19 protein-coding genes are annotated in these 19,759 nt (G+C 71.4%); 14 read left to right on the top strand and 5 right to left on the bottom strand.

Translation table 11 applies throughout. The features are described from left to right. The first annotated feature begins 11 nt into the window (after window positions 1-11). Complete coding sequence (locus MUY14_RS35635; RefSeq protein ID WP_247015900.1) at window positions 12-551, top strand: Uma2 family endonuclease; 540 nt, start codon at window positions 12-14, stop codon at window positions 549-551. A 168-nt stretch (window positions 552-719) separates the two neighbouring features. Here the strand turns inward: MUY14_RS35635 and MUY14_RS35630 are convergent, their stop codons facing one another. Then, entirely contained in the window at window positions 720-1,319 is a 600-nt protein-coding gene (locus tag MUY14_RS35630) for a hypothetical protein (protein ID WP_247015897.1), read from the bottom strand. 92 nt (window positions 1,320-1,411) lie between these two features. Between MUY14_RS35630 and MUY14_RS35625 the strand changes: the two genes are divergently transcribed. Genes MUY14_RS35625 through MUY14_RS35615 form a run of 3 tightly spaced genes read left to right on the top strand, consistent with a single transcriptional unit; the run spans window position 1,412 to window position 4,066 of the window. Further along, window positions 1,412-1,921, top strand: a complete 510-nt coding sequence (locus tag MUY14_RS35625; protein WP_247015895.1) for a SigE family RNA polymerase sigma factor — start codon at window positions 1,412-1,414, stop codon at window positions 1,919-1,921. Beyond that, complete coding sequence (locus tag MUY14_RS35620) at window positions 1,918-2,637, top strand: hypothetical protein (protein ID WP_247015893.1); 720 nt, start codon at window positions 1,918-1,920, stop codon at window positions 2,635-2,637. Before MUY14_RS35625 ends, MUY14_RS35620 begins: the two co-directional genes overlap by 4 nt. Before the next feature lie 40 nt (window positions 2,638-2,677). Further along, on the top strand, window positions 2,678-4,066 hold the full coding sequence (locus MUY14_RS35615; protein ID WP_247015892.1) for a M20/M25/M40 family metallo-hydrolase: 1,389 nt from the start codon (window positions 2,678-2,680) through the stop codon (window positions 4,064-4,066). 154 nt (window positions 4,067-4,220) lie between these two features. Here MUY14_RS35615 and MUY14_RS35610 read toward each other — a convergent pair whose 3' ends face one another. Together MUY14_RS35610 and MUY14_RS35605 are read right to left on the bottom strand one after the other, a co-directional pair. Further along, window positions 4,221-5,177, bottom strand: coding sequence for a Gfo/Idh/MocA family protein (locus MUY14_RS35610; RefSeq protein ID WP_247015890.1), 957 nt, complete (start codon window positions 5,175-5,177; stop codon window positions 4,221-4,223). Beyond that, window positions 5,174-6,280, bottom strand: a complete 1,107-nt coding sequence (locus tag MUY14_RS35605; RefSeq protein WP_247015888.1) for a DegT/DnrJ/EryC1/StrS aminotransferase family protein — start codon at window positions 6,278-6,280, stop codon at window positions 5,174-5,176. Before MUY14_RS35605 ends, MUY14_RS35610 begins: the two co-directional genes overlap by 4 nt. 149 nt (window positions 6,281-6,429) lie before the next feature. Here MUY14_RS35605 and MUY14_RS35600 point away from each other — a divergent pair, with 149 nt between their 5' ends. From MUY14_RS35600 to MUY14_RS35570, 7 genes are read left to right on the top strand one after another with little or no spacing between them, the layout of a single operon-like run. Continuing rightward, the gene (locus tag MUY14_RS35600; RefSeq protein WP_247015886.1) at window positions 6,430-7,149 is read left to right on the top strand and encodes a UDP-N-acetylglucosamine acyltransferase; all 720 of its coding nucleotides are present in this window, start codon (window positions 6,430-6,432) and stop codon (window positions 7,147-7,149) included. Window positions 7,150-7,160: 11 nt separating this feature from the next. Further along, window positions 7,161-7,406, top strand: coding sequence for an acyl carrier protein (locus MUY14_RS35595; RefSeq protein WP_247015884.1), 246 nt, complete (start codon window positions 7,161-7,163; stop codon window positions 7,404-7,406). Further along, on the top strand, window positions 7,399-8,130 hold the full coding sequence (locus tag MUY14_RS35590) for an SDR family NAD(P)-dependent oxidoreductase (protein ID WP_247015882.1): 732 nt from the start codon (window positions 7,399-7,401) through the stop codon (window positions 8,128-8,130). Before MUY14_RS35595 ends, MUY14_RS35590 begins: the two co-directional genes overlap by 8 nt. Beyond that, window positions 8,127-9,521: an AMP-binding protein gene (locus MUY14_RS35585; protein WP_247015880.1), complete on the top strand. Its 1,395-nt coding sequence runs from the start codon at window positions 8,127-8,129 to the stop codon at window positions 9,519-9,521. The genes MUY14_RS35590 and MUY14_RS35585 overlap by 4 nt, the downstream gene beginning before the upstream one ends. Next, entirely contained in the window at window positions 9,518-10,570 is a 1,053-nt protein-coding gene (locus tag MUY14_RS35580; protein ID WP_247015878.1) for an acyl-protein synthetase, read from the top strand. Before MUY14_RS35585 ends, MUY14_RS35580 begins: the two co-directional genes overlap by 4 nt. Beyond that, on the top strand, window positions 10,567-11,811 hold the full coding sequence (locus MUY14_RS35575) for an acyl-CoA reductase (RefSeq protein WP_247015876.1): 1,245 nt from the start codon (window positions 10,567-10,569) through the stop codon (window positions 11,809-11,811). The genes MUY14_RS35580 and MUY14_RS35575 overlap by 4 nt, the downstream gene beginning before the upstream one ends. Before the next feature lie 12 nt (window positions 11,812-11,823). Then, window positions 11,824-12,792 (top strand): lysylphosphatidylglycerol synthase transmembrane domain-containing protein, encoded by a 969-nt coding sequence (locus tag MUY14_RS35570; RefSeq protein ID WP_247015874.1) that lies wholly within the window; start codon window positions 11,824-11,826, stop codon window positions 12,790-12,792. 163 nt (window positions 12,793-12,955) lie between these two features. On the opposite strand, the gene MUY14_RS35565 is transcribed toward MUY14_RS35570, so the two are convergent. Continuing rightward, window positions 12,956-14,842: a DUF6541 family protein gene (locus tag MUY14_RS35565; RefSeq protein WP_247015872.1), complete on the bottom strand. Its 1,887-nt coding sequence runs from the start codon at window positions 14,840-14,842 to the stop codon at window positions 12,956-12,958. 219 nt (window positions 14,843-15,061) lie between these two features. On the opposite strand from MUY14_RS35565, the gene MUY14_RS35560 reads away from it, so the two are divergent. Genes MUY14_RS35560 through MUY14_RS35550 form a run of 3 tightly spaced genes read left to right on the top strand, consistent with a single transcriptional unit; the run spans window position 15,062 to window position 18,894 of the window. Beyond that, a complete protein-coding gene (locus tag MUY14_RS35560) occupies window positions 15,062-16,714 on the top strand; it encodes a hypothetical protein (protein ID WP_247015871.1) in 1,653 nt (550 codons plus the stop codon). Continuing rightward, window positions 16,711-18,156, top strand: a complete 1,446-nt coding sequence (locus tag MUY14_RS35555; protein ID WP_247015869.1) for a hypothetical protein — start codon at window positions 16,711-16,713, stop codon at window positions 18,154-18,156. Before MUY14_RS35560 ends, MUY14_RS35555 begins: the two co-directional genes overlap by 4 nt. A 9-nt stretch (window positions 18,157-18,165) precedes the next feature. Further along, window positions 18,166-18,894 carry a 1-acyl-sn-glycerol-3-phosphate acyltransferase gene (locus tag MUY14_RS35550; RefSeq protein ID WP_247015867.1) on the top strand — a complete coding sequence of 243 codons (729 nt, stop codon included), beginning with the start codon at window positions 18,166-18,168 and terminating at the stop codon, window positions 18,892-18,894. A gap of 22 nt (window positions 18,895-18,916) precedes the next feature. Here MUY14_RS35550 and MUY14_RS35545 read toward each other — a convergent pair whose 3' ends face one another. Next, a complete protein-coding gene (locus tag MUY14_RS35545) occupies window positions 18,917-19,717 on the bottom strand; it encodes an HAD family hydrolase (RefSeq protein ID WP_247025408.1) in 801 nt (266 codons plus the stop codon). Window positions 19,718-19,759 lie beyond the last annotated feature (42 nt).

Raw genomic sequence — 19,759 nt, 5'->3', positions numbered from 1 at the left:
GGCAGGCTCGGATGTCGTGGAGTTGCCTCGCGACAAGACCCCCGAGCACCACGTCGAAGTGGTCGAGGGGGGTTCTCCTCCTGGCGCCGCGCCCGAACGGGTTCCACCAGCGTGCTGCCACTCGGCTTGCTTACCTCATCGGTGAGTGGTTGCCGGATGACTACTTCGCGCTGAACGCGGTCGAGGTGATTCTTTCCGAAGCGCCGCTGACGGTTCGCGTGCCCGACGTGGTCGTGGCACCGGACTCACTGGTGCGAGCCAATCCGCCGCGATTCCACACCGGTGACGTCCGGCTGGTGGTCGAGGTGCTGTCCGAGGGTACCCGGCGGACCGACCAGGTCACCAAGTTCTCCGAGTACGCCGAAGCCGGCATCGAGCACTACTGGATCGTCGACCTCGACTCCCCGGTCACCCTCATCACCTATCGGCTGATCGAAGGGGACTACGAAAACTTCGGCGAGTTCTCCGGCGTCGCCGATCTCGACTTCGCCGGTACTCCGCTCACCCTCGACCTGAACGCCCTCACCACCAGGCGCGCCCAGCGGCCCTAGCTGGATGACGGCAGCGCCGGCGCCGACCGCCGGCGCCGCCGTCGTGAAACCGCCCGGGTGGACGCTGCAGCAGGTCAGCGTCCCCCGGCGGCGAAGCTCGCGCACGCAGGCGCACGTCCGATAATCTAGTCCTCCGTGACCGAGCGCGAGATATCGGTTACACAACGTTTAAAGGCGTTCGCCGAGCAGTTTCGCGAGCGATTCGCAGACGTCGGCCCGGCTGCGGCCCATCTCGACCTCGGCGACCCGCAGCTGTCCGTGCGCGTGCTTGGCGACCACGACCAGCGAGCTGTAGCCCGTCCCGTAGCAGTAGCTCGCCACTTCACCCGCGCCCGCGACCGGCTTCGGGGGGTCCGAGCACTCCGACTCCAGCTGCTTGACCATCGCGGCCGGCGACTTGCCACCCGAAACCGCGAGCACGTAGAGCTCGCCGACCGGGTAGGAGCACCGGAACGCCTTGCCCGGGCCGAGCTGCTCGGGCGGCATCTCGCTCGGCTCCCGGGTGTTCCAGGCGACGCCGAGGACCTGCGCCAGCTCGACGTTGCCCAGGAGCGGGCAGGCCCCGGTCAGCTTGGCCGGCGACACCACCGGCGTGAACGTCGGCGGTGTCGGTGTCGGTGTCGGTGTGGGCGTCGGCTTCGGCTTGCTCGCCGTGGTGGACGACGGCGGTGCGGACGGCGCCGCCGCTGTCGTGGTGGAGCCGCCCGAACACGCTGCGACGCAGGTCAGCAGGCATGCGGCGGCGAGGATCCCCCTCAATGAACGCATGGGGTCAATCTAGCCCGCGCGTACGCTCGGAAGATCGACGAGCAACCTTTCCGCGGCCCGCCCGTCGCTGGGTGAGGAACAGGGGGTGACGCATGGCTCGGGGCGACGACGAGTTCGCGGAGTTCGTCCGCGCGTCCTCGGCCCGGCTCACCCACGCCGCGTTCCTGCTCACCGGTGACCGCCACCAGGCCGAGGACGCCGCCCAGACCGCGTTCACCCGCACCTACGCCGCCTGGTCGCGCGTGCGGCACAAGGACGCCTACGGCTACGCGCGCACCGTCCTGGTGAACCACGTCATCGACGGCTGGCGGCGCCCGATCCGCGAGTACGCCACCGAGGCGATGCCCGAGCGGCAGGACCGCCTCGACGTCGACAAGGCCGTCACCCAGCGCGCGTGGCTCACCGCCGTGCTCAAGACGCTCACCGACCGCGAACGCGCCGTCGTCGTGCTGCGGCACTTCTTCGACCTGCCGGAAGCCGACGTAGCCCGTGAGCTCGGGGTTTCGGTGGGTACCGTGAAGAGCACGAATTCGCGGGCGCTGGCCAAGCTGCGGATCGAAGCGGGCACCGAAGACACGCTGATCGGGGGGAGCGGGCGATGAACGACCTCGACGACTTCCGCGCCGCGCTCCGGCAGCCGCCCGACGAGCCGTTCGCCGAGCCCGACCTCGCCGCGATCATGGCCGGCGGTGCGCGCCTGCGCCGTCGCCGCCGGGTGCTCACGGGCACCGCCGGGATCGCCGCCGCGGCCGCCGTCGTGCTCGTGTTCGTCTTGGCCATCCAGCTGCGGCAGCCCGCGCCCGCGCCGGTCGCGCAGCCGCCGTCCCCCGTGCCGTCCACGCTGACGACCGCGCCGACGACCGCGGCACCGGCCGAGGCGCCGCCGATCGGGGACGTCATCGGGACCGGGATCAAGACCGCCCGCGGCGAGATCGTCTTCTTCGCGCGCGCGGTCGACCTGCCGCAGCTGCCGGACATCCACTTCGGCCTGGTGGCCGGGTTCCGCTCCGGCGAGACGTTGCAGCCGGTGCTCATGACGAACGAGTTCCGCGGCTCCGACCGGTCGTTCGGCTTCCACGCGACCGACGGCGGCGAGCTCTCCGGCGACGAGGTCATCCCCGTCTTCGGCTACTTCGCCGGCCAGGCGGCGCGGATCACGACCACCGTGCACGGCAAGACCGTCGAAGCGAGCCTGGCGAGGTGGAGCGGGGACCCGGACGTGGTCGTCTTCTGGTTCGATCCCGCCGCCGTCCCGGACTCCGCCGTCCTGACGCCGCTGATCGCCTACGACGCCGACGGGAAGCGGCTCACCAAGTAGGCGGTACCCGCGGGGGCGGTGCGGGCGTAAGAAACCGACCGTGACCTCTCGACGAGCGTTCCTCACCGCGACGGCCGCACTCGGCCTGGCGGCGTCCGCGGCCCCGGCCGGTGCCGCCGAACCCGGAGACCGCGGGCCCGGCGTCCCGGTCCGCCCGCAGCGTCCCGGTCCCCAGCTGCGCGCCCTGCTCCGCCAGGTCGACGAACGGCGGATCGAAGCGACCGTCCGGCGGCTGGCCGCGTTCGGCACCCGGCACACGCTGTCGGCGCAGGACGACCCGGTCCGCGGCATCGGCGCCGCGCGCGACTGGCTGTTCGCGCAGTTCCAGCAGATCGCGGCCGCGTCCGGCGGCCGGCTGACCGTCGAGCTGCAGTCCTACGTCCAGCCGCCCGCCGACCGGATCCCGGTGCCGACGACGATCACCAACGTCGTCGCGACGCTGCACGGCTCGAGCGATCCGGGCCGCGTGTACGTCGTTTCGGGGCACTACGACTCGCGCCGCACCGACGTCATGGACTTCACCGGGGACGCGCCGGGCGCGGACGACGACGCGTCGGGCGTGGCGGTCGCGCTGGAGCTGGCGCGGGTGCTCTCGACGCGGCAACCGGCGGCGACGATCGTCTTCGCCGCCGTCGCGGGCGAGGAACAGGGCCTGTACGGCTCGCGGTTCATGGCGCAGCAGTTCAAGTCGGCGGGCACCGACGTCCAGGCGATGTTCACCGACGACATCGTCGGGTCGAGCCGCGCCGACGACGGCACGCGCGACCCGACGACGATCCGCCTGTTCGCCGAGGGCGTCCCGACCGCGGAGACGCCGGCCGAGGCGAACCTGCGCCGCAGCATCGGCGGCGAGAACGACTCCCCGCCGCGGCAGCTGGCCCGGTTCGTGAAGTCGGTGGCGGAGAACGAGGCGACCGGCATGACGGTCCGGGTGATCTACCGCCGCGACCGCTACCTGCGCGGCGGCGACCACATCGGCTTCTTGGAGCAGGGCTACCCGGCCGCGCGCTTCACCGAGCCGAACGAGGACTTCGCGCACCAGCACCAGGACGTCCGCGTGGAGAACGGCGTCCAGTACGGCGACCTGCCGGAGTTCTGCGACTTCCCGTTCATCGCCCGGGTCGCGCGGGTCAACGGCGCGGCGTTGTGGTCCCTGGCGACGGCCCCGGGCACGCCGAAGGGCGTGAAGATCCGCACGGCGGCGCTGACGAACGACTCGGAACTGCTCTGGGACGCCACCCCGGGCGCGACGGGCTACGAGGTCCTCTGGCGCGAGACGACGGCCCCGGACTGGACCCACGCACTCGACGTCGGCCCGGCCCGCACGGCGAAGATCGACCTGTCCAAGGACAACGTCTTCTTCGGCGTCCGCGCGGTGGGCCCCGACGGCAGCCGGAGCCCAGCCGCGTTCCCGTCCCCGGTGAGCTAGCAGGGGCGGTGGCGTCTTCCTGCTGATCGCGGCGACCGCCCGGCGGCTGCACTTCGCCGTCGGCGCGGCGGCCGGGTGCCGCCGCGGCCGGTCCGGGGTGCGCCCGCGTCACCGCCAGGCGGCCGATCCGAGGCCGGGTTCCGTCCCCGGTGAGCTAGGCGGCGGCCTGCGTGAGCACCTGCTCCACCACGTGGTGCGAAGGCAGGATCAAGTCGCGCTCGGTATCCGCGTCGACCTTGCCCTCCAGCAGATCGCAGAACCGGTCCAGCTGCGTCGCCAGCGGCTCGCGGGCGGTGACCAGCTCCGGGATCTCGATCACCGTCTGCTGCCGGTAGCCGAGGCCGTCCGGGGTGACCGAGTCGTGCGAGATGTGCCGGTAGATCGTGACGTCGCGGCGCAGCAGGTCGATCTCGATCAGCCGGTCCAGCTCCGAGACCACCAGCGAGCGGACCTTCTTCTGGCCCAGCCGCGAAGCCGACACCGTGGCCAGGCCGGTCGGGAACGACAGCACCGTCTCGATGGTGTCCTCGGCGCCGTCGACCGACGACGGGTGGAAGTACCCCGCGCCGGACGTCACGCGCGAAGGCGTCGCGCCGCCGAAGAACTGGATCGCCAGGTCGACGTCGTGCACCAGGAGGTCCCACGCGACGCCGGTCTTGATGCGCGGCGCGTACGGGCCGTGGCGGCGCGCCATCAGGTGCACCGGCTCCTGCACCAGCGCCCGCGCGGTCATCACCGCCGGGTTGTAGCGCTCCAGGAGCCCGCACATCAGCGGGACGTCCTTCTTCGCCGACAGCCCGACGATCTCCTGGGACTTCTCGAAGCTGTTGCAGACCGGCTTTTCCACCAGCAGCGGCTTGCCCTGGCCGAGGATCTCCTGCGCCAGGTCGTGGTGCGCCTCGGTGGCCGAAGCCAGCACGACGGCGTCCACATCGGACAGCGAGCCGATCTCCGGCGTCCACCGGGTTTCGTAGCGGTCGGCGACGGCCTTGCCCGCTTCCTCGCGCGGATCGATCACGCGGACCAGGTCGACGCGCTCGTTCCCGGCGAGCACGCGAGCGTGGAGGGAACCCATGTTCCCGGTACCGACAAGAGCGATCCGATGCGTCATGCGCCCAGTACCTCGCGAACGGTTTCGATGATGGTGTCCAGGTCGGACTCGGTCAGGTGCGGGTGCACCGGCAGCGAAAGGGCCTGCTCCGAAACGGCCTTCGCGACCGGGAAGTCTTCGACGCGCGCGCCCGGGATCAGGTCGTGACCCGCGTAGCAGTCGTAGTCGAAGACGATCTTGGGGTAGTAGATGCCGTTGCCGATGCCGCGCTCGGTGAGCGCCGCGGCCAGCTCGTCGCGCGAGAGGAACGCGTGCGGCCCGACCAGCACGGTGTACTGGTGCCACACGTGCTCGCGGCCCGGCAGCACCTTCGGGACGTCGAGGCCCGGCGTGCCCGCGAGGCCCTCCGAGAGCCGCTTCGCGTTGGCCTGGCGGGCGGCGGTCAGCTGGTCGAGCTTCGCCAGCTGCGGGATGCCGACGGCGGCGTGCAGGTCGGTCATCCGGTAGTTGTGCCCGGCGACCTCGTACTGGTAGCGGGCGCGCATGCCCTGGTTGCGCAGCACACGCAGCTTGTCGGCCAGCGTGTCGTCGTCCGTCGTGATGACGCCGCCCTCGGCGGTGGTGATGTTCTTCGTCGCGTACAGCGAGAAGCAGCCGATGCCGAACGAGCCGGCCTGCTTGCCCTCGAACGACGCCCCGACGGCCTGCGCCGAGTCCTCGATCACCTGGAGGCCGTGCTCGGCGGCCAGCGGGGCGAGCTTGCCCATGTCCGCGGTCTGGCCGTAGAGGTGCACCGGCATGAGCACCTTGGTGCGGTCGGTGACGGCGGCCGCGACGGCGTCGGGGTCGATCGCGAAGTCGTCGCGCCGGATGTCGGCGAACCGCACGGTCGCGCCGGCTTCCAGGATCGCGTTCAGCGTCGCGACGAAGGTGAACGGCGAGGTGATGACCTCGTCGCCCGGCTTCAGGTCGAGGACCTGGATGGCGGCGACCAGCGCGGTGGTCCCGTTGTTGACCGCGATCGCGTGCTTGGTCCCGGAGACGGCCGCGAAGGCGTCTTCGAAGCGCTTGACCATCGGTCCCTGTGCGATGGCGCCGGAGCGCAGCACCTCGACGACGAGGTCCTCCGCGTCGCGGACGTCGACCACAGTGATGGGGATCATGGGCAGTCTCTCTCGGCAGGCGATTTCGGCGCGTCCGGTACAGTGAGCCGCCGGTTCTGCGCCCGGCCGCCCTGCAGCAACGCGGGCCACACGTTACCGGGCGCGGTAGCACGCCCAGTACCCAGCCGCCGACGAACGGACGACCACCCGTGGCCAACCGCATCCACCCGACCGCCGTCATCGGCGAAGGTGTCGAACTCGGCGAGGACAACGTGATCGGGCCGTTCGCGGTGCTCGTCGGTCCCCTCCGGGTCGGCGACGGCAACTGGATCGGCCCGCACGTGACGATCGGCACGCCCGGCGAGGACCGCAGCCGTCCCCACCCCGCCGCCTGGGACGAAGCGCCGACCGGTGATCCGGATCACGACGGACACGGTGTCGTCGTCGGCAGCCGCAACCGGATCCGCGAATACGTGAGTGTCCACCAAGGGACCTGGCGGACGACGACCCTCGGCAGCGACGGCTACTACCTCCGCAACTCCCACATCGCGCACGACTGCCTGGTCGGCGACGCCGTGACGATCGCATCAAACGCCGTCACGGGTGGCCACTGCCACATCTGGGACGGCGCCAACCTCGGCATGGGCGCGGTCCTGCACCAGAAGGTCGTGATCGGCCCCGGCGCGATGATCGGCATGGGTTCCGCGGTGCGCCGCGAGATCGGCGCGTTCACCATCGCCGTCGGCAACCCGGCCCGCGTCACCGGCGTCAACGTGGTGGGCCTGTCCCGCCGCGGCCTCGACGAGGCGACCGTCGAGGCGCTCGGGCCGTGGCTGAAGGGCAAGGAAGGTCTCCCGGACGTCACGCTGCCCGAAGACCTCTCTACCTTGGTAAAGGCGTGGGACGCCCGCCCGCGCGAAGAGCACTAGGAGTCACGAACATGCCGGATGTCGCCCCCAAGCTGCGCGAGGTCTTCGTCGAGGCGCTCGACCTCGAAGGCACCGTGGACGTCGAGAACCTGAAGTACCGCGACATCGAGGCGTGGGACTCGGTCGGTCACATGGCGCTGGTCGCGGCCATCGAGGACGAGTTCGACGTCGAGTTCGACACCGACCAGGTCATCGACATGTCGAGCTTCAAGGTCGCCGTGGACATGGTCACCGAGCTCCAGTCGAAGAATGACTGATCTTTCCGGTCGCGTCGCGCTCGTCACCGGCGGCACGCGGGGGATCGGCCTGGCCACCGCCCGCGCGCTCGCCGAGGCGGGCGCGACGGTGGTCCTGACCGGCCGCGACGAGGCCCGTGCCAAGGAGGCGGCCGCTTCGGTGGGCGCGGCCTCCGGGCTCGCCCTCGACGTCACCGACGCCAAAGCGGTGTCGTCGCTGGTCAGGGGCGTCGCGAAGGAGCACGGCAAGCTCGACGTCGTCGTCGCGAACGCCGGGATCATGGAAGACGCGCTCCTCGGCATGATCCGCGAGGAGCTGGTCGACGCGACGCTGAGCACGAACGTCGCCGGCACGCTGCACACCGTCCAGGCCGCGGCCCGGGCGATGATGCGGAAGAAGACCGGGTCGATCGTGGTGCTCGCGTCGATCGTCGGCGAGCAGGGGAGCGCCGGCCAGACGGTGTACGCGGCGTCGAAGGCGGCGGTGGCGAACATCGCGAAGTCGGCGGCGAAGGAGCTCGGCCGGTCCGGCATCCGCGTCAACGCGGTCGCGCCGGGCGTGATCGAAACCGACCTGACCGCGGGCCTCAGCGAGGACGCGAAGGCGGAAAACGCCGGCAAGACGCCGCTCGGGCGCCTCGGCCGCGCGGAAGAAGTGGCGAACGCGATCCGGTTCCTGGTGAGTGATGAAGCGTCCTTCATCACCGGTCAGGTGCTGGGCGTCGACGGAGGCTTGGTGTTGTGACGCTGTTGGGTGCGGGAGCCCGGCTGGTCGATGTGGCCGGGGGCCGCACGCTGGCGGGCGCGGAACTGTCGGCCGAGGTCGGCCGGCGGATGGACGAGCTGGCCGCGCTGCCGGCCGGCGTCGTCTTCGCGCGGATGTCGATCGACCTGCCCAGCGTGCTGACCTACCTCGGCGCGTTCGAATCCGGCCGGGCGATCGCGCTGATCGACCCGGCGCTGGACGTCGACGTGCTGGCCGGGCTGGTCTCGCGCTTCCGGCCGGCGGCGGTGCTGTCGGCTTCGGGCGACGCGCCCGACGGGTACTCGGTGCGCGGCGACGACTGGGTCCGCGACTCCGCCGACGGTGTCCGGCCGCACCCCGATCTCGCTGTCCTGCTGCCGACCAGCGGGTCCACCGGCAACCCGAAGCTCGTGCGGCTCTCGCGGCAGGCGATCCTGGCCAACGCCGACGCCATCGCGCAGGTGCTGCACATCGACTCCGACGAGATCGCGCCCACCTGCCTGCCGCTGCACTACAGCTACGGACTCTCGGTGCTGAACTCGCACCTGGTGCGCGACGCGACGACCGTCATCGAGCCTTCCGGCGTGCTCGGCCGCGGGTTCTGGGACGCGGTGAACACCTACGGCGTCACGTCGCTTTCGGGTGTCCCGTACCACTACGAAATGCTGCGGCGGCTCAAGTTCGACCCCGCGAAGTACCCGACGCTGCGCACGCTGACGCAGGCCGGCGGGAAGCTGCGCGACGAGCTGATCACCGAGTTCAACGAGAAGATGCTCGCCGTCGGCGGCCGGATGTACGTCATGTACGGCCAGACCGAGGCCTCGCCGCGGATGACGACCGTGCCCGCGGAACGGCTGGCCGAAAAGCTCGGTTCCGCCGGGCCGGCGCTGCCGGGCGGGAAGTTCGCGGTCCGCCGGGACGACGGGTCGGAGACCACGCACCCGAAAATTGTCGGTGAGGTCGTCTACCGTGGGCCCAATGTGATGCTGGGTTACGCGGACGACGAGTCCGGCCTGGCCAAGGGCGACGAATTCGGCGGTGTGCTCGCCACCGGTGACCTCGGGTACCTCGACGAAGAGGGGTACCTGTTCATCACCGGCCGGCTCAAGCGCATCGGCAAGGTGTTCGGCAACCGCGTCAGCCTCGACGACCTCGAGCAAGCCGTGCGCACGGCGGCGGTGGGGATCGACGTGGTGGCGGCGGTGCCCGCCGGCGACAAGGTGGTGCTGTTCGCCGAGGGCGTCGACAAGGACATCTGCAAGGACGCGTCACGAGCGCTGTCCGAGCGGCTGCACCTGCACACGAGCGGGTTCGACGTCCGCCCGATCGAAACCGTGCCGCTGCTCGCCAGCGGCAAGATCGACTACCGGAACTTGGAGGGGCGGGTATGAGCGTTTTCACTCGGTCGCAGGCCGATCGGGAAGCCTTGCTGCTGCCCGAGTTGGCCGCGTTGACGTCCCACCACCGGGCGAATTCCGAGGGCTACGAACGGATCCTGTCGTCGCTGGGAATCGCGCCGGACACTGCTTTCGCGTCGATCGCGGACCTGCCGTGGCTGCCGGTGCGGATGTTCAAGACGCACGACCTCAAGTCCGTGCCGGACAGCGAGGTCTTCAAGACGCTGACGTCGTCGGGCACGACGGGCGCCGGCGCGTCGCGGATCTACCTGGACAAGGAGGCGGCGGGTGCGCAGACCAAGCAGCTCGGCGCGACCCTGCAGGAGGTCCTCGGCGGCGAGCGGCTGCCGATGCTGATGGTCGACACCATCGGCATCATCAAGAACCGCCGCTCGTTCTCCGCGCGCGGCGCGGGCGTGCTGGGCATGGCGAACTTCGGCCGCAAGCACACGTACGTGCTCGACGAGAACGACCAGCCGGACGTCGAGGCGGTCAAGAAGTTCCTGGCCGAGTACGGCGACAAGCCCTTCCTGATCTTCGGCTTCACGTTCATGGTGTGGCAGTTCCTCTACGAGGTCGCCCGCGACCACGGCCTGGACCTGTCGAACGGCATCCTCATCCACTCCGGTGGCTGGAAGAAGCTGATCGACCGCGCGGTCGACAACACCGAGTTCCGGCGCCGGTTCAAGGAAGACACCGGGCTGACGCGGATCCACAACTACTACGGGATGATCGAGCAGATCGGCACCGTGTTCCTCGAAGGCCCGTCCGGCAACTCGCTGTACTGCCCGGACTTCGCCGACGTCGTGATCCGGAACCCGGAGACGTGGGAAGAGCAGCCGGTCGGGGAGCCGGGCGTGATCGAGGTCGTCTCGACGCTGCCGCGGTCCTACCCGGGGCACGTGCTGCTGACCGAGGACCTCGGCGTCTACAACGGGATCGACGACGGCGACTGGCCCGGCAAGCACTTCTCCGTGCTGGGCCGGCTGCCCAAGGCCGAGGCCCGCGGCTGTTCGGACACCTTCTCGGGAGCGGCGGCGTGACCACCCTGACCCAGCGTTTTCCCGCTGCTCCTTCCGTTTCCGCGACCGACCTGGTCGACGAGCTGCGCGCGTCGCCGCCCGGCGGCCGGCTGCGCGTCGGTGACCCGCGGATCGTCGAGTTCGTCACGAAGTTCGCCCGCAAGCTGCTGGCCCCGGCCACCGCGCGCCGGTTCCCGGAGCTGGCGTCGCTCGGCTTCTTCCTGCGCAAGGGCGAAATCGCGAAGGCGCTGTCCACACTGGACACTTCGGGCCACGCGCTGCGGTTCCCGCGCGGCCTGGTGTTCCACGTGCCGCCGGCCAACGTCGACACGATCTTCGTCTACTCGTGGGCGCTCTCGGCGCTGGCGGGCAACCACAACGTCGTGCGGGTCTCGTCCCGCTCGGCGGGGGCCGCGGAGGCGGTGCTGGACGCGCTGAACGCGGCGTTGTCCGAAGTGGACCCGTCGGTGGCGGACGTGGTCCGGGCGACCCAGCGGATGGTGACCTACGACCGCAGCGACGAGGTGAGCGGCGCCCTGTCGCTGGCCGCCGACCTGCGCGTCATCTGGGGCGGCGACGGTTCGGTCGCGGCCCTGCGCAAGTACCCGCTCGCGCCGCACGCGCGTGACCTGACGTTCCCGGACCGCTCGTCGTTCGCCGTCGCGTCGGTGGCGGGCTGGCAGCGGGCGTCCGAAGCGGAGCGCCGCGCGGCCGCCGAGGGCTTCTACAACGACTCGTACTGGTTCGACCAGGCCGCCTGCTCGTCACCGCGCGCGGTGTTCTGGGTCGGCGACGAGGCCGGCGCCCGGGCCGCGGGGAGCGAGTTCCGGACGCTGCTGGCCGCGGTGCTGGAGACGAAGCAGCACGTCACCGAGCCCGCGATGGCCGTCCAGAAGCGCGTCTCGGCGTACGGCGCGGCGGTCGACGGCGTGGTCAAGGAGATCGCGTTCCAGGGCAACGGCCTGGCGACCCTCGAGCTGGCCGACCCGGCGGTGCTGCCGCGCGAGTGGCTCGGCGCGGGCACCTTCGCGAACGCGCGGGTGTCCACTTTGTCCGACCTGGTGCCGATCGTCCTCCGCAAGGACCAGACGGTCAGCCAATTCGGCTTCAGCGCCGAGGAGCTCACGGCGTTCGCGCACGAGCTGGCCGGCCGCGGAGTCGACCGGATCGTGCCGTTCGGCAGCGCCCTGACGTTCTCGGCGGTCTGGGACGGTTACGATCTGCTCTCCGAGTTCAGCCGCCTGGTCACGGTCCAGGCCTGAGGAGTTGCGTCGATGACGACCGTTGAGGACCTGCCGGCCGCCGGCAAGCCGCCGAAGTCCGCCAAGGCGAAGGTCCTCGACGTCGTCAGATGGGTCGCGATCCTGCTGGTCATCGGCTTCGCGGCCAAGCAGCTCGCCTCGAACTGGGGCGAGTTCTGGCACACCCTGCACGACGTCGCCTGGCAGTCGTCGCTGCTGAGCCTGCTCGCCCTGGTCGCGGCGATCATGGTGTCGACCTGGGGCTGGCAGGCGATGGTCGACGACCTGGGCAAGCCGATCGGCTACGCCAGGGGAGCGCAGATCTGCCTGGTCGGCTCGCTGGGCAAGTACGTCCCGGGCTCGGTCTGGGCCTACTTGCTGCAGATGGAGCTGGGCCGCAAGGCCGGCCTGGCGCGCGCCCGGATCTTCACGGGCTCGCTGATCCAGCTGGGCGTGGGCGTGGTGTCGGCGCTGGTGGTGTCGCTCCTGGCGGCGCCGGCGGTGTTCAGCAACAGCCCGCGCGCGCTGTGGCTGTTCGTGCTGATCCCGGTCGGCCTGGCGATGCTGCACCCGAAGATCCTCACGTGGGGCACGTCGCTGGTGCTCCGGATCCTCCGCCGTCCCCCGTTGGCCCACCCCCTGGGCTGGAAGGTGGTCGGCAAGGTCTTCGGCGCCTCGACGGCCGCCTGGTGCCTCCAGGGCATCCACCTGTGGCTCCTGGCCAACTCGGTGGGCACCCCGGGCTTCAGCGGCTTCGTGCTTTGCGTGGGCGCGATGGCCGTGGCGATGACGGTGGGCACGTTCGCGTTCATCCTCCCCAGCGGAGTGGGCGTCCGCGAGGTGGCCCAGGTAGCGGTCCTGACGGCAAGCGGCCTGACGGTCGGCCAGGCCACGGCGTTCGCGGTGGCCTCCCGGGTGATGTTCACGGTGGCCGACCTCCTGACGGCGGGCATCGCCGCGGTAGCGGCCCGCTCGACCCGCCCGGCGACGGCCACCGCCTGACCAGGGCCTCCACTCCCGGCCGCGACCCCGCACTACCCCGTCTGGCCCTCGGCCCCGCGCGTGGCTCACCCCGCCTGACCTCCCCGCCGCCTCTGCCGGCCTGGCCGGGGTTGCCCACAGGTTGTCCACAGGGCTTACGCACATGTGGACAACTCGGCCCGCATCACCCCACCAGCCGGTAGATCACCGCGTCCGGGTTGTGGAAAGCCTCCTTCAGGAACGGCTCGCCCGCCAATCCGATCAGCCCGGCCTGATAAGGCTTTCCGGGCTCGGTCGAGGGTTTGCCGAGAATCACCCAATGGATGTTCAACCGCCGGACCGCCGCCCGCACGCCGGGGTCGCTCTCGTAATCGCGAAAGCGGTCCGCGAGCAACCGCGCGTCCGCCGGTGGCAAAGTTTCGTCGAAATGCCCGGCGACCGTGCGAATACCCGACAACGCATAAGTCCACGCCGTTCCGTCGAAGCGGTCGTTCATCGCCCATTCACCAGGCGCGGCCAGTTCGCCGAGCTTCTCCATCGCGGCCACCTCGCCGGGCGTCGTGCGTAGCTTCGCCGGGTCCGCCGCCTGGTAACCGGTGTACACGCGGGCGCCGTTGGAGCGGACGTACAGCCCGTTCGACAGCCCCGCGAACCCGAGCAGCACCACCACCGCGACCGCGGCCGCGGGGATCCGGGCGGGCAGCCGGTCGCGCAGCCACGCCTGCGTCGACGCCAGACCGTGCGCGGCCAGCACGGACAAGGGGATCGCCGCCATCGAGAAGAAGCGGTAGGGGTCGTCCCACCAGGGCCGGGACAGGGCCATCACGATCGGGGCGTTCGACGACGCCACCGCGATGTACGCCAGGCCCGTCACCGCCGCCGTCAGGCCGATCCAGCGCAGCGCGCCCGCCCGCGCGAAGAACACGATCCCCAGGAACAGCGCCACCGACAGCCACACCTGCGGGTGCGGCTCGAAGTGCTGGAACCCCAGTAGCGCCCCCAGCGCCGTCGACGCGCGGTACTCGCTCGGCCAGCCGTAGTACGGCACCGCGCCCCTCGCCAGGCCCAGCGCGCCGGACAGCTGCAGCCACGCCACCACCAGCGACACCAGCGCGATCGGCAGCAGCGCGAGCAGGTCGCGGCCGATCCGGCGCCACCCCGTGAGCCAGCGCTGCACCAGCAGCGGCCCGGCGAACAGGATCCCGCCGAACAACGTCGACGAGTGGACGCACAGCAGGCCCACCGCGGCCAGCACCAGCACGAACCCCGTGTCGAGCGCGGCCCGCTCCAGGTACCGGTGCAGCGCCACCGCGCCCAGCGGCGTCAGCGCCACCCCCAGCGCGAACGGCAGCAGCGGGCCGCGGTCCATCGACTCGTAGACGCCCATCACCGGCGCCACCGCCGTCAGCGCCACCGCGCCGGCCAGCACCGCGCGGCCGCGGAACTGCCGCACCAGCGTCACCAGCGACAGTGCGAGCAGGCCCGGCAGCAGCACGGTGTTCGCGTCCAGCGTCTCCGGGATCGACGCCCCGCTCAGCCGGTGGGTCACCGACGCCAGCAGGTGGTAGGCGTTCGGGTAGAACACCGGCGCCGCGTCGCCGTACCAGTTCACGTGGCCGGTGCCGAACAGACCGCCGTCGCCGGTGTCGGCGATGTAGCGGACCGCGTTGCCGTGGTAGACCGCGTCGAACCCCTGCGGCAGCGCGCCCAGCGTGCCCATCCCGAGCAATGCGGCGGACAGGCCGGTGGCGGCCGCGACGAGCAGGCACGCCACGACCGCGAAGTGCCCGCTGCGCGCCCACAGGCCGGGCTCGGGCTCCGGCGGCCGGCGGTGCACCGCCAGCTTCCGGACCCCGAACGCGACCGCGGCGAAAACGACGGTGGAAAGCGCGTAGGTCAACGGGTTGAAGGGCAATCCCAGCGCCGCGGTCCAGGGTCCGGTCAGCCCGCCGATCGCGTAGCTCAGCAAGGGCGCCGGCCCGGCCAGGACCCAGCCGCGCAAACCGACGGCGAGACCGATCACCAGTCCCGGGACGGCGATGACGACAATGGCGGTACTGACGGAAAGCACGCGTGAGAGTAAGCCGCCGAAGATCGGGCGACGGGCGCGGGGTGAGGCCGCTGATCAGCCAATTTCACGACGTTACTTGGACTGTCGTGATCGCCACTCGATCGGGTTATATTGGCGGAGGTAATTTCCTGATTGACTAACGCGCAGTAAGCGATCTTCGGTTTTTTCGGGTGCACGGGACAACTCGGGAAAAACGCGGAGACGACGTGAGGGGGACGGGTGGTCTACACGGTCGTGGTGGCGTGGCTCGTCCTCGCCGCGATCGTGGTCCTCTCCTGGACCCGGCTCGACGCCGAGCGCGGCTGGCGCGGCACGGTCCTCGCGCTCACCCTCGGGCTCTCGCTGCTGCACCAGCTGCTGTTCGCGACCGTCACCGAGGACGCGCTGGTGTCCTTCCGGTACGCGCAGAACATCGCCGACGGCAACGGACCCGTCTTCAACCCCGGCGAACGCGTCGAGGGCTACACGAACTTCTTCTGGCTGGTGCTGATCGCCCTGCCGCGTGCGGCGTTCGGCGCGGACGTCCACACCGCCGCCGTCGTGTTCGGGGTCGTCTCGGCGCTCGGCTGCGTGCTGCTCGCGTACTTCCTGGTCAACCGGATCGTCGCCGCGGCCACGCCGGCGGGCACCGAGCCGCGCGCCGCGCTCGGCGTCGCCGCCGCGGTGCTCACGGCGAGCGCGGGCGGCCTGGCCGTCTACGGGCCGTCCGGCTCCGAGGTCCCGCTGTTCGTGCTGATCGTCCTCGCCGTCGGCTACTCGCTCGCCGCTCGCCGCCCGGTCGTGGCCGGGGTGCTGGTCGCGTTCGCCGTGATGACCAGCCCGGAAGGGCTCGTCGTGGCCGTGCTGGCCGGGCTCTGGCTGGCCGGCGCCGCCGCGAAGAAGCAGCACAGCTGGTGGGCGCCGGCCGGCTACCTGCTCGGCGCGCTGGTGTTCCTGATCCCGCGGCTGGCCTGGCGGATGACCTTCTACCAGCACTACCTGCCCGCGCCGCTGGCCGCGAAGCTCGGTGCCGGGTTCGACGCGACGGTCGGCACCGGCTGGCCGTACCTGTCCGGGTTCGCGCTGGCCCACCAGGGCTTCCTGCTGCTCGGGCTGGTCGCCGCGGTCGCGCTCCTGCTGCGGCGCGGCTCGGCGGGCGAGGCACGGGCCCTGATCTGGCTCCTGTTCGCGACGGCGCTCGCGCTCGCGGCCGCGGCGGTGCTGATCGGCGGCGACCCCGGCCCGTCGTGGCGGCTGCTCGCCCCGGTGCCACCGCTGCTCGCTGTCGCGTCCGTCGCCACCTACGGCGTGCTCACCGCGGACGTCGAGGCCAGGCCGTCGCCGAAGTCGTGGCCCGTCGCGACCCGGCTGGTCCCGGTGACCGCCTGCGGGCTGGCCGGGATCGCGGTGCTCGTGTCGGTGTTCAGCCCCGAGATGCTCGACCGCGTGCGCGACTGGCGCGCGAACGGCACCCAGCTCGCCGAGATCGGCGGCTGGCTCGGCGAGTACCTGCCGCCCGGGTCCGTGGTCAGCGGCGCCGCGCCCGGCGCGCTCGCCGAACACGGCGGCCAGCTGCTCATCATCGACGTCCTCGGCCGCACCGACGACCACATCGCCCGCGAAGGGCGCCACGAAGACGGCGTCTCGACCGACTACGACTACGTCGTCAACGGCCGCCGCCCGACCGTCGCCGTGCCGGGCGACGGCGGCTACGCCGACCGCCAGCACTGCGCCATCGACCCGGTCTACGCGGGCCAGTACCAGGTCGCGACGTTCCGCCGCGTCGGCACGCCGTACTGGGTCGCCGTGTACCCGCGCGCCGAACAGGCGAAGTCCGTGGTCGCCGACCTCGACAAGGGCCCGGACTTCCGCTACGTACCCTGTCCTTCGTGAAGCTCGAGGCACCGGAGCGGCGGCTGCCCGCCGAAGCGCGGCTCGGGATCGGGGTGTTCGGCGCGTCGCTCGCCCTGTTCGTGCTGCGGTTCCTGGTGCCGAGGCCGGTCGCGATGTCCAACAACGGCGACGGCGGCCGCGTGCTCTGCGGCGCCGGGATCACCTGGAAGGGCCTGCCCGAGCCGTTCGTCCACCTCGCCTACACGCCCGCGCCGGGGACGCCGCCGTGCCGGCCGACGTACCTGCTGACGCAGAGCTGGCTCGCGGAGCTGGCCGTCCGGATCGGCCGGCTGACCGGCCTGCACGGGACGCTGAGCCTGGTCGTGCTGGGCCTGCTGAGCAGCGTCATCGCCGCGGCCGCCGTGACGGCGATCGTGCTCGGCCTGCCCTACGCGCGGCGCGTCCGGCTGTTCGTGGCGGCCGGGCTCCTGCTGGTCGTCGCCGACTCGGCGTTCTTCGGGTACTTCGCCGCGATCCTCGGTGAGGGCGCGGCCTTCCTCGGCCTGCTGCTCGCCGTCGGCGGTCTCCTGCTGACCGCGCGCGAAGGCTGGTGGAGCTACGCGGGCATGGCGGTCACCTTCGCCGGCGGCGTCCTGGCGGTCAACGCCAAGGTGCAGACGCTGATCATCCTGCCGATCCTCGCGCTCGCGGTGCTGCTGGTCCGGCCGGGAACGCTGCGCGGGGTCAAGCGGTGGGCGGCCGCCGTGCTCGTCATCGGCGCCATCGGTGTCGTGACGCTCTCGGCGCAGCGAAGCGTCGAACCCGCGCTCGCCCCCGACGGCACGTACACCGAGTTCCCCGGCGACGACTCGCGCGAGATCAACATGTTCAACTCGATCTTCCTCAACATCGTCGACGGCGAACACGACACCCGGGCCGACCTGGCCGCGCTCGGGCTGCCGCCGTCGTTCGCGCAGTACGCGGGCAACGGCTGGTGGCATCCGCACCCGGCCCGGATCGACCCGCTCTACCCGCGCTACCGCGAGCTGATGAGCCGGCCGAACGTCCTCGGCTACTTCGCGAGCCACCCGGGCCGGACCCTCGAAGTCCTGAACCGGGCTGCCACCGACCAGCTGACCGCCCGGCCGGACTACCTCGGCAGCTTCGACCAGGACGCCGGCTTCGCGCCGCACGCGCAGGAGCACCGGGTGCCGGTCGTGTCGTGGCTGACCGGCCTGCTCGCCCCGCTCGGGCTGTTCGCGCTGGCGCCGATCTGGCTGTTCGTGCTGGTCCGGGCCTGGTTGCGGCGACGGAGTCCGCTGGGCGTGGTGCTGGCGTTCCTGCTCGCCGTCTCGCTGACGCAGTTCGGGACCGCGGCGCTGGGCGACGGCATCGAGGGCGTCAAGCACCAATCGGTAGCGCTGTTCACGCTCCTGCTGGCCGTGGTGCTGGCCGTGTGTCCTTCACCGCTGAACAGCCGCGCGCAACCTACGGTCGCGTAACCTGGCGCGATGGCCGACTTCGTGTACCCGCCCGTGATCGCCGCGGCCCGGACGATGTTCCGCGTGCTCGACAACCGCATCCGGGTCGAGGGCGCGGAGCACATCCCGCGCCGCGGCGGCGCGGTCATCGCGTGCAACCACGTCAGCTACCTGGACTTCATCTTCTGCGGCCTCGGCGCGCGCCCGGCCAAGCGGCTGACGCGGTTCATGGCGAAGAAGGAGATCTTCGACAACAAGATCGCCGGGCCGCTGATGCGCGGGATGCACCACATCTCGGTGGACCGCTCCGCCGGCCTCGCCTCCTACCGCGAGGCGCTCGAAAAGCTGCAGGCCGGCGAGGTCGTCGGCGTCTTCCCGGAGGCGACGATCAGCCGGTCGTTCACCGTCAAGGAGATCAAGTCGGGCGCCGTCCGGATGGCCGCGGCGGCGAACGTCCCGGTCGTGCCGATGGCGCTGTGGGGCACCCAGCGGCTCTGGACGAAGGGCCGCCCCAAGGACCTGACCCGGCGGCACGTGCCGGTCTCGATCCTCATCGGCGAGCCGATGCACCCCGCCAAGGGCGACGACTGGGACGTCGTCACGAAGGAGCTGCGCACCCGGATGAGCGCGCTGCTCGAACGGGCCCAGGCCGACTACCCGGACCAGCCCGCGTCCGACGAGGAACGCTGGTGGCTGCCGGCCCACCTGGGCGGCACGGCACCTACCCCGGCCGAAGCGGCCGAGCTCGACCGCCGCTGACACCGGGCCTCCGCCAGACAGGTCAGAACCAGCGCTCGAGCACCTGCGCGACGCCGTCTTCGCCGGCCGGGCCGGTGACCTCGTCGGCCACCGCGAGCACCTGCGGGTGCCCGTTCTCCATCGCGACGCCGTGGCCGGCCCAGCGCAGCATCTCGACGTCGTTCGGCATGTCGCCGAACGCGATCACCCGCTCCGGGTCGACGTCCAGGCGGCGCGCGAGGTCGGCCAGCCCGGTCGCCTTCGTGATGCCGTGCGCCGACAGCTCGACCAGGCCGCCGGACGACGAGTACGTGACGTCGACCTCGCGGTCGAACAGCGCGTTCACCGCGTCGGCCATCTCCTCGGACGCCATCCCGCGGTGGCTGACCAGCAGCTTGATCGCCGGGTGCCCGAGCACCTCGGCCCGCGGCGCGGTCCGGCCCTCACCGTCGCCCCACGGGTTGTGGTAGTCCGGCTCGATCACGAAGTTGCGCATGTCGTGGTCGACCGCGCCGGTGGCGACGCGCTCGCTCGCCAGCCGGCAGCCGGGCAGCGCCTTGTCGAGGGCGTGCGCGATGTCGTGCAGCAGCGTGGGCGCGAGCAGGCCGTGCACCTCGAGGATCTCCTCGCGGCCGCAGTCGTAGAGCACGGCGCCGTTCGCGCACACGGCGTAGCCGGTCAGCTCGAGCGGCTTCGCGACCGGGGCGATCCACCGCGGCGGCCGGCCGCTGGCCAGCACGAACGGCACGCCCGCCTCGATCGCCCGCCGGACGGTCGCGATGGTGCGGGCGCTGAGCGTTTCGGAGGGGCCGAGCAGGGTGCCGTCGACGTCGGACGCGATCAACTGGGGTCTCTCCACCCCGCCATTGTCCCTGACACGTTCGGG

Source organism: Amycolatopsis sp. FBCC-B4732 (assembly GCF_023008405.1).
GTDB classification, from domain to species: Bacteria; Actinomycetota; Actinomycetes; order Mycobacteriales; family Pseudonocardiaceae; genus Amycolatopsis; species Amycolatopsis pretoriensis_A.
This window is presented reverse-complemented; position numbering and strand designations above follow the sequence as displayed.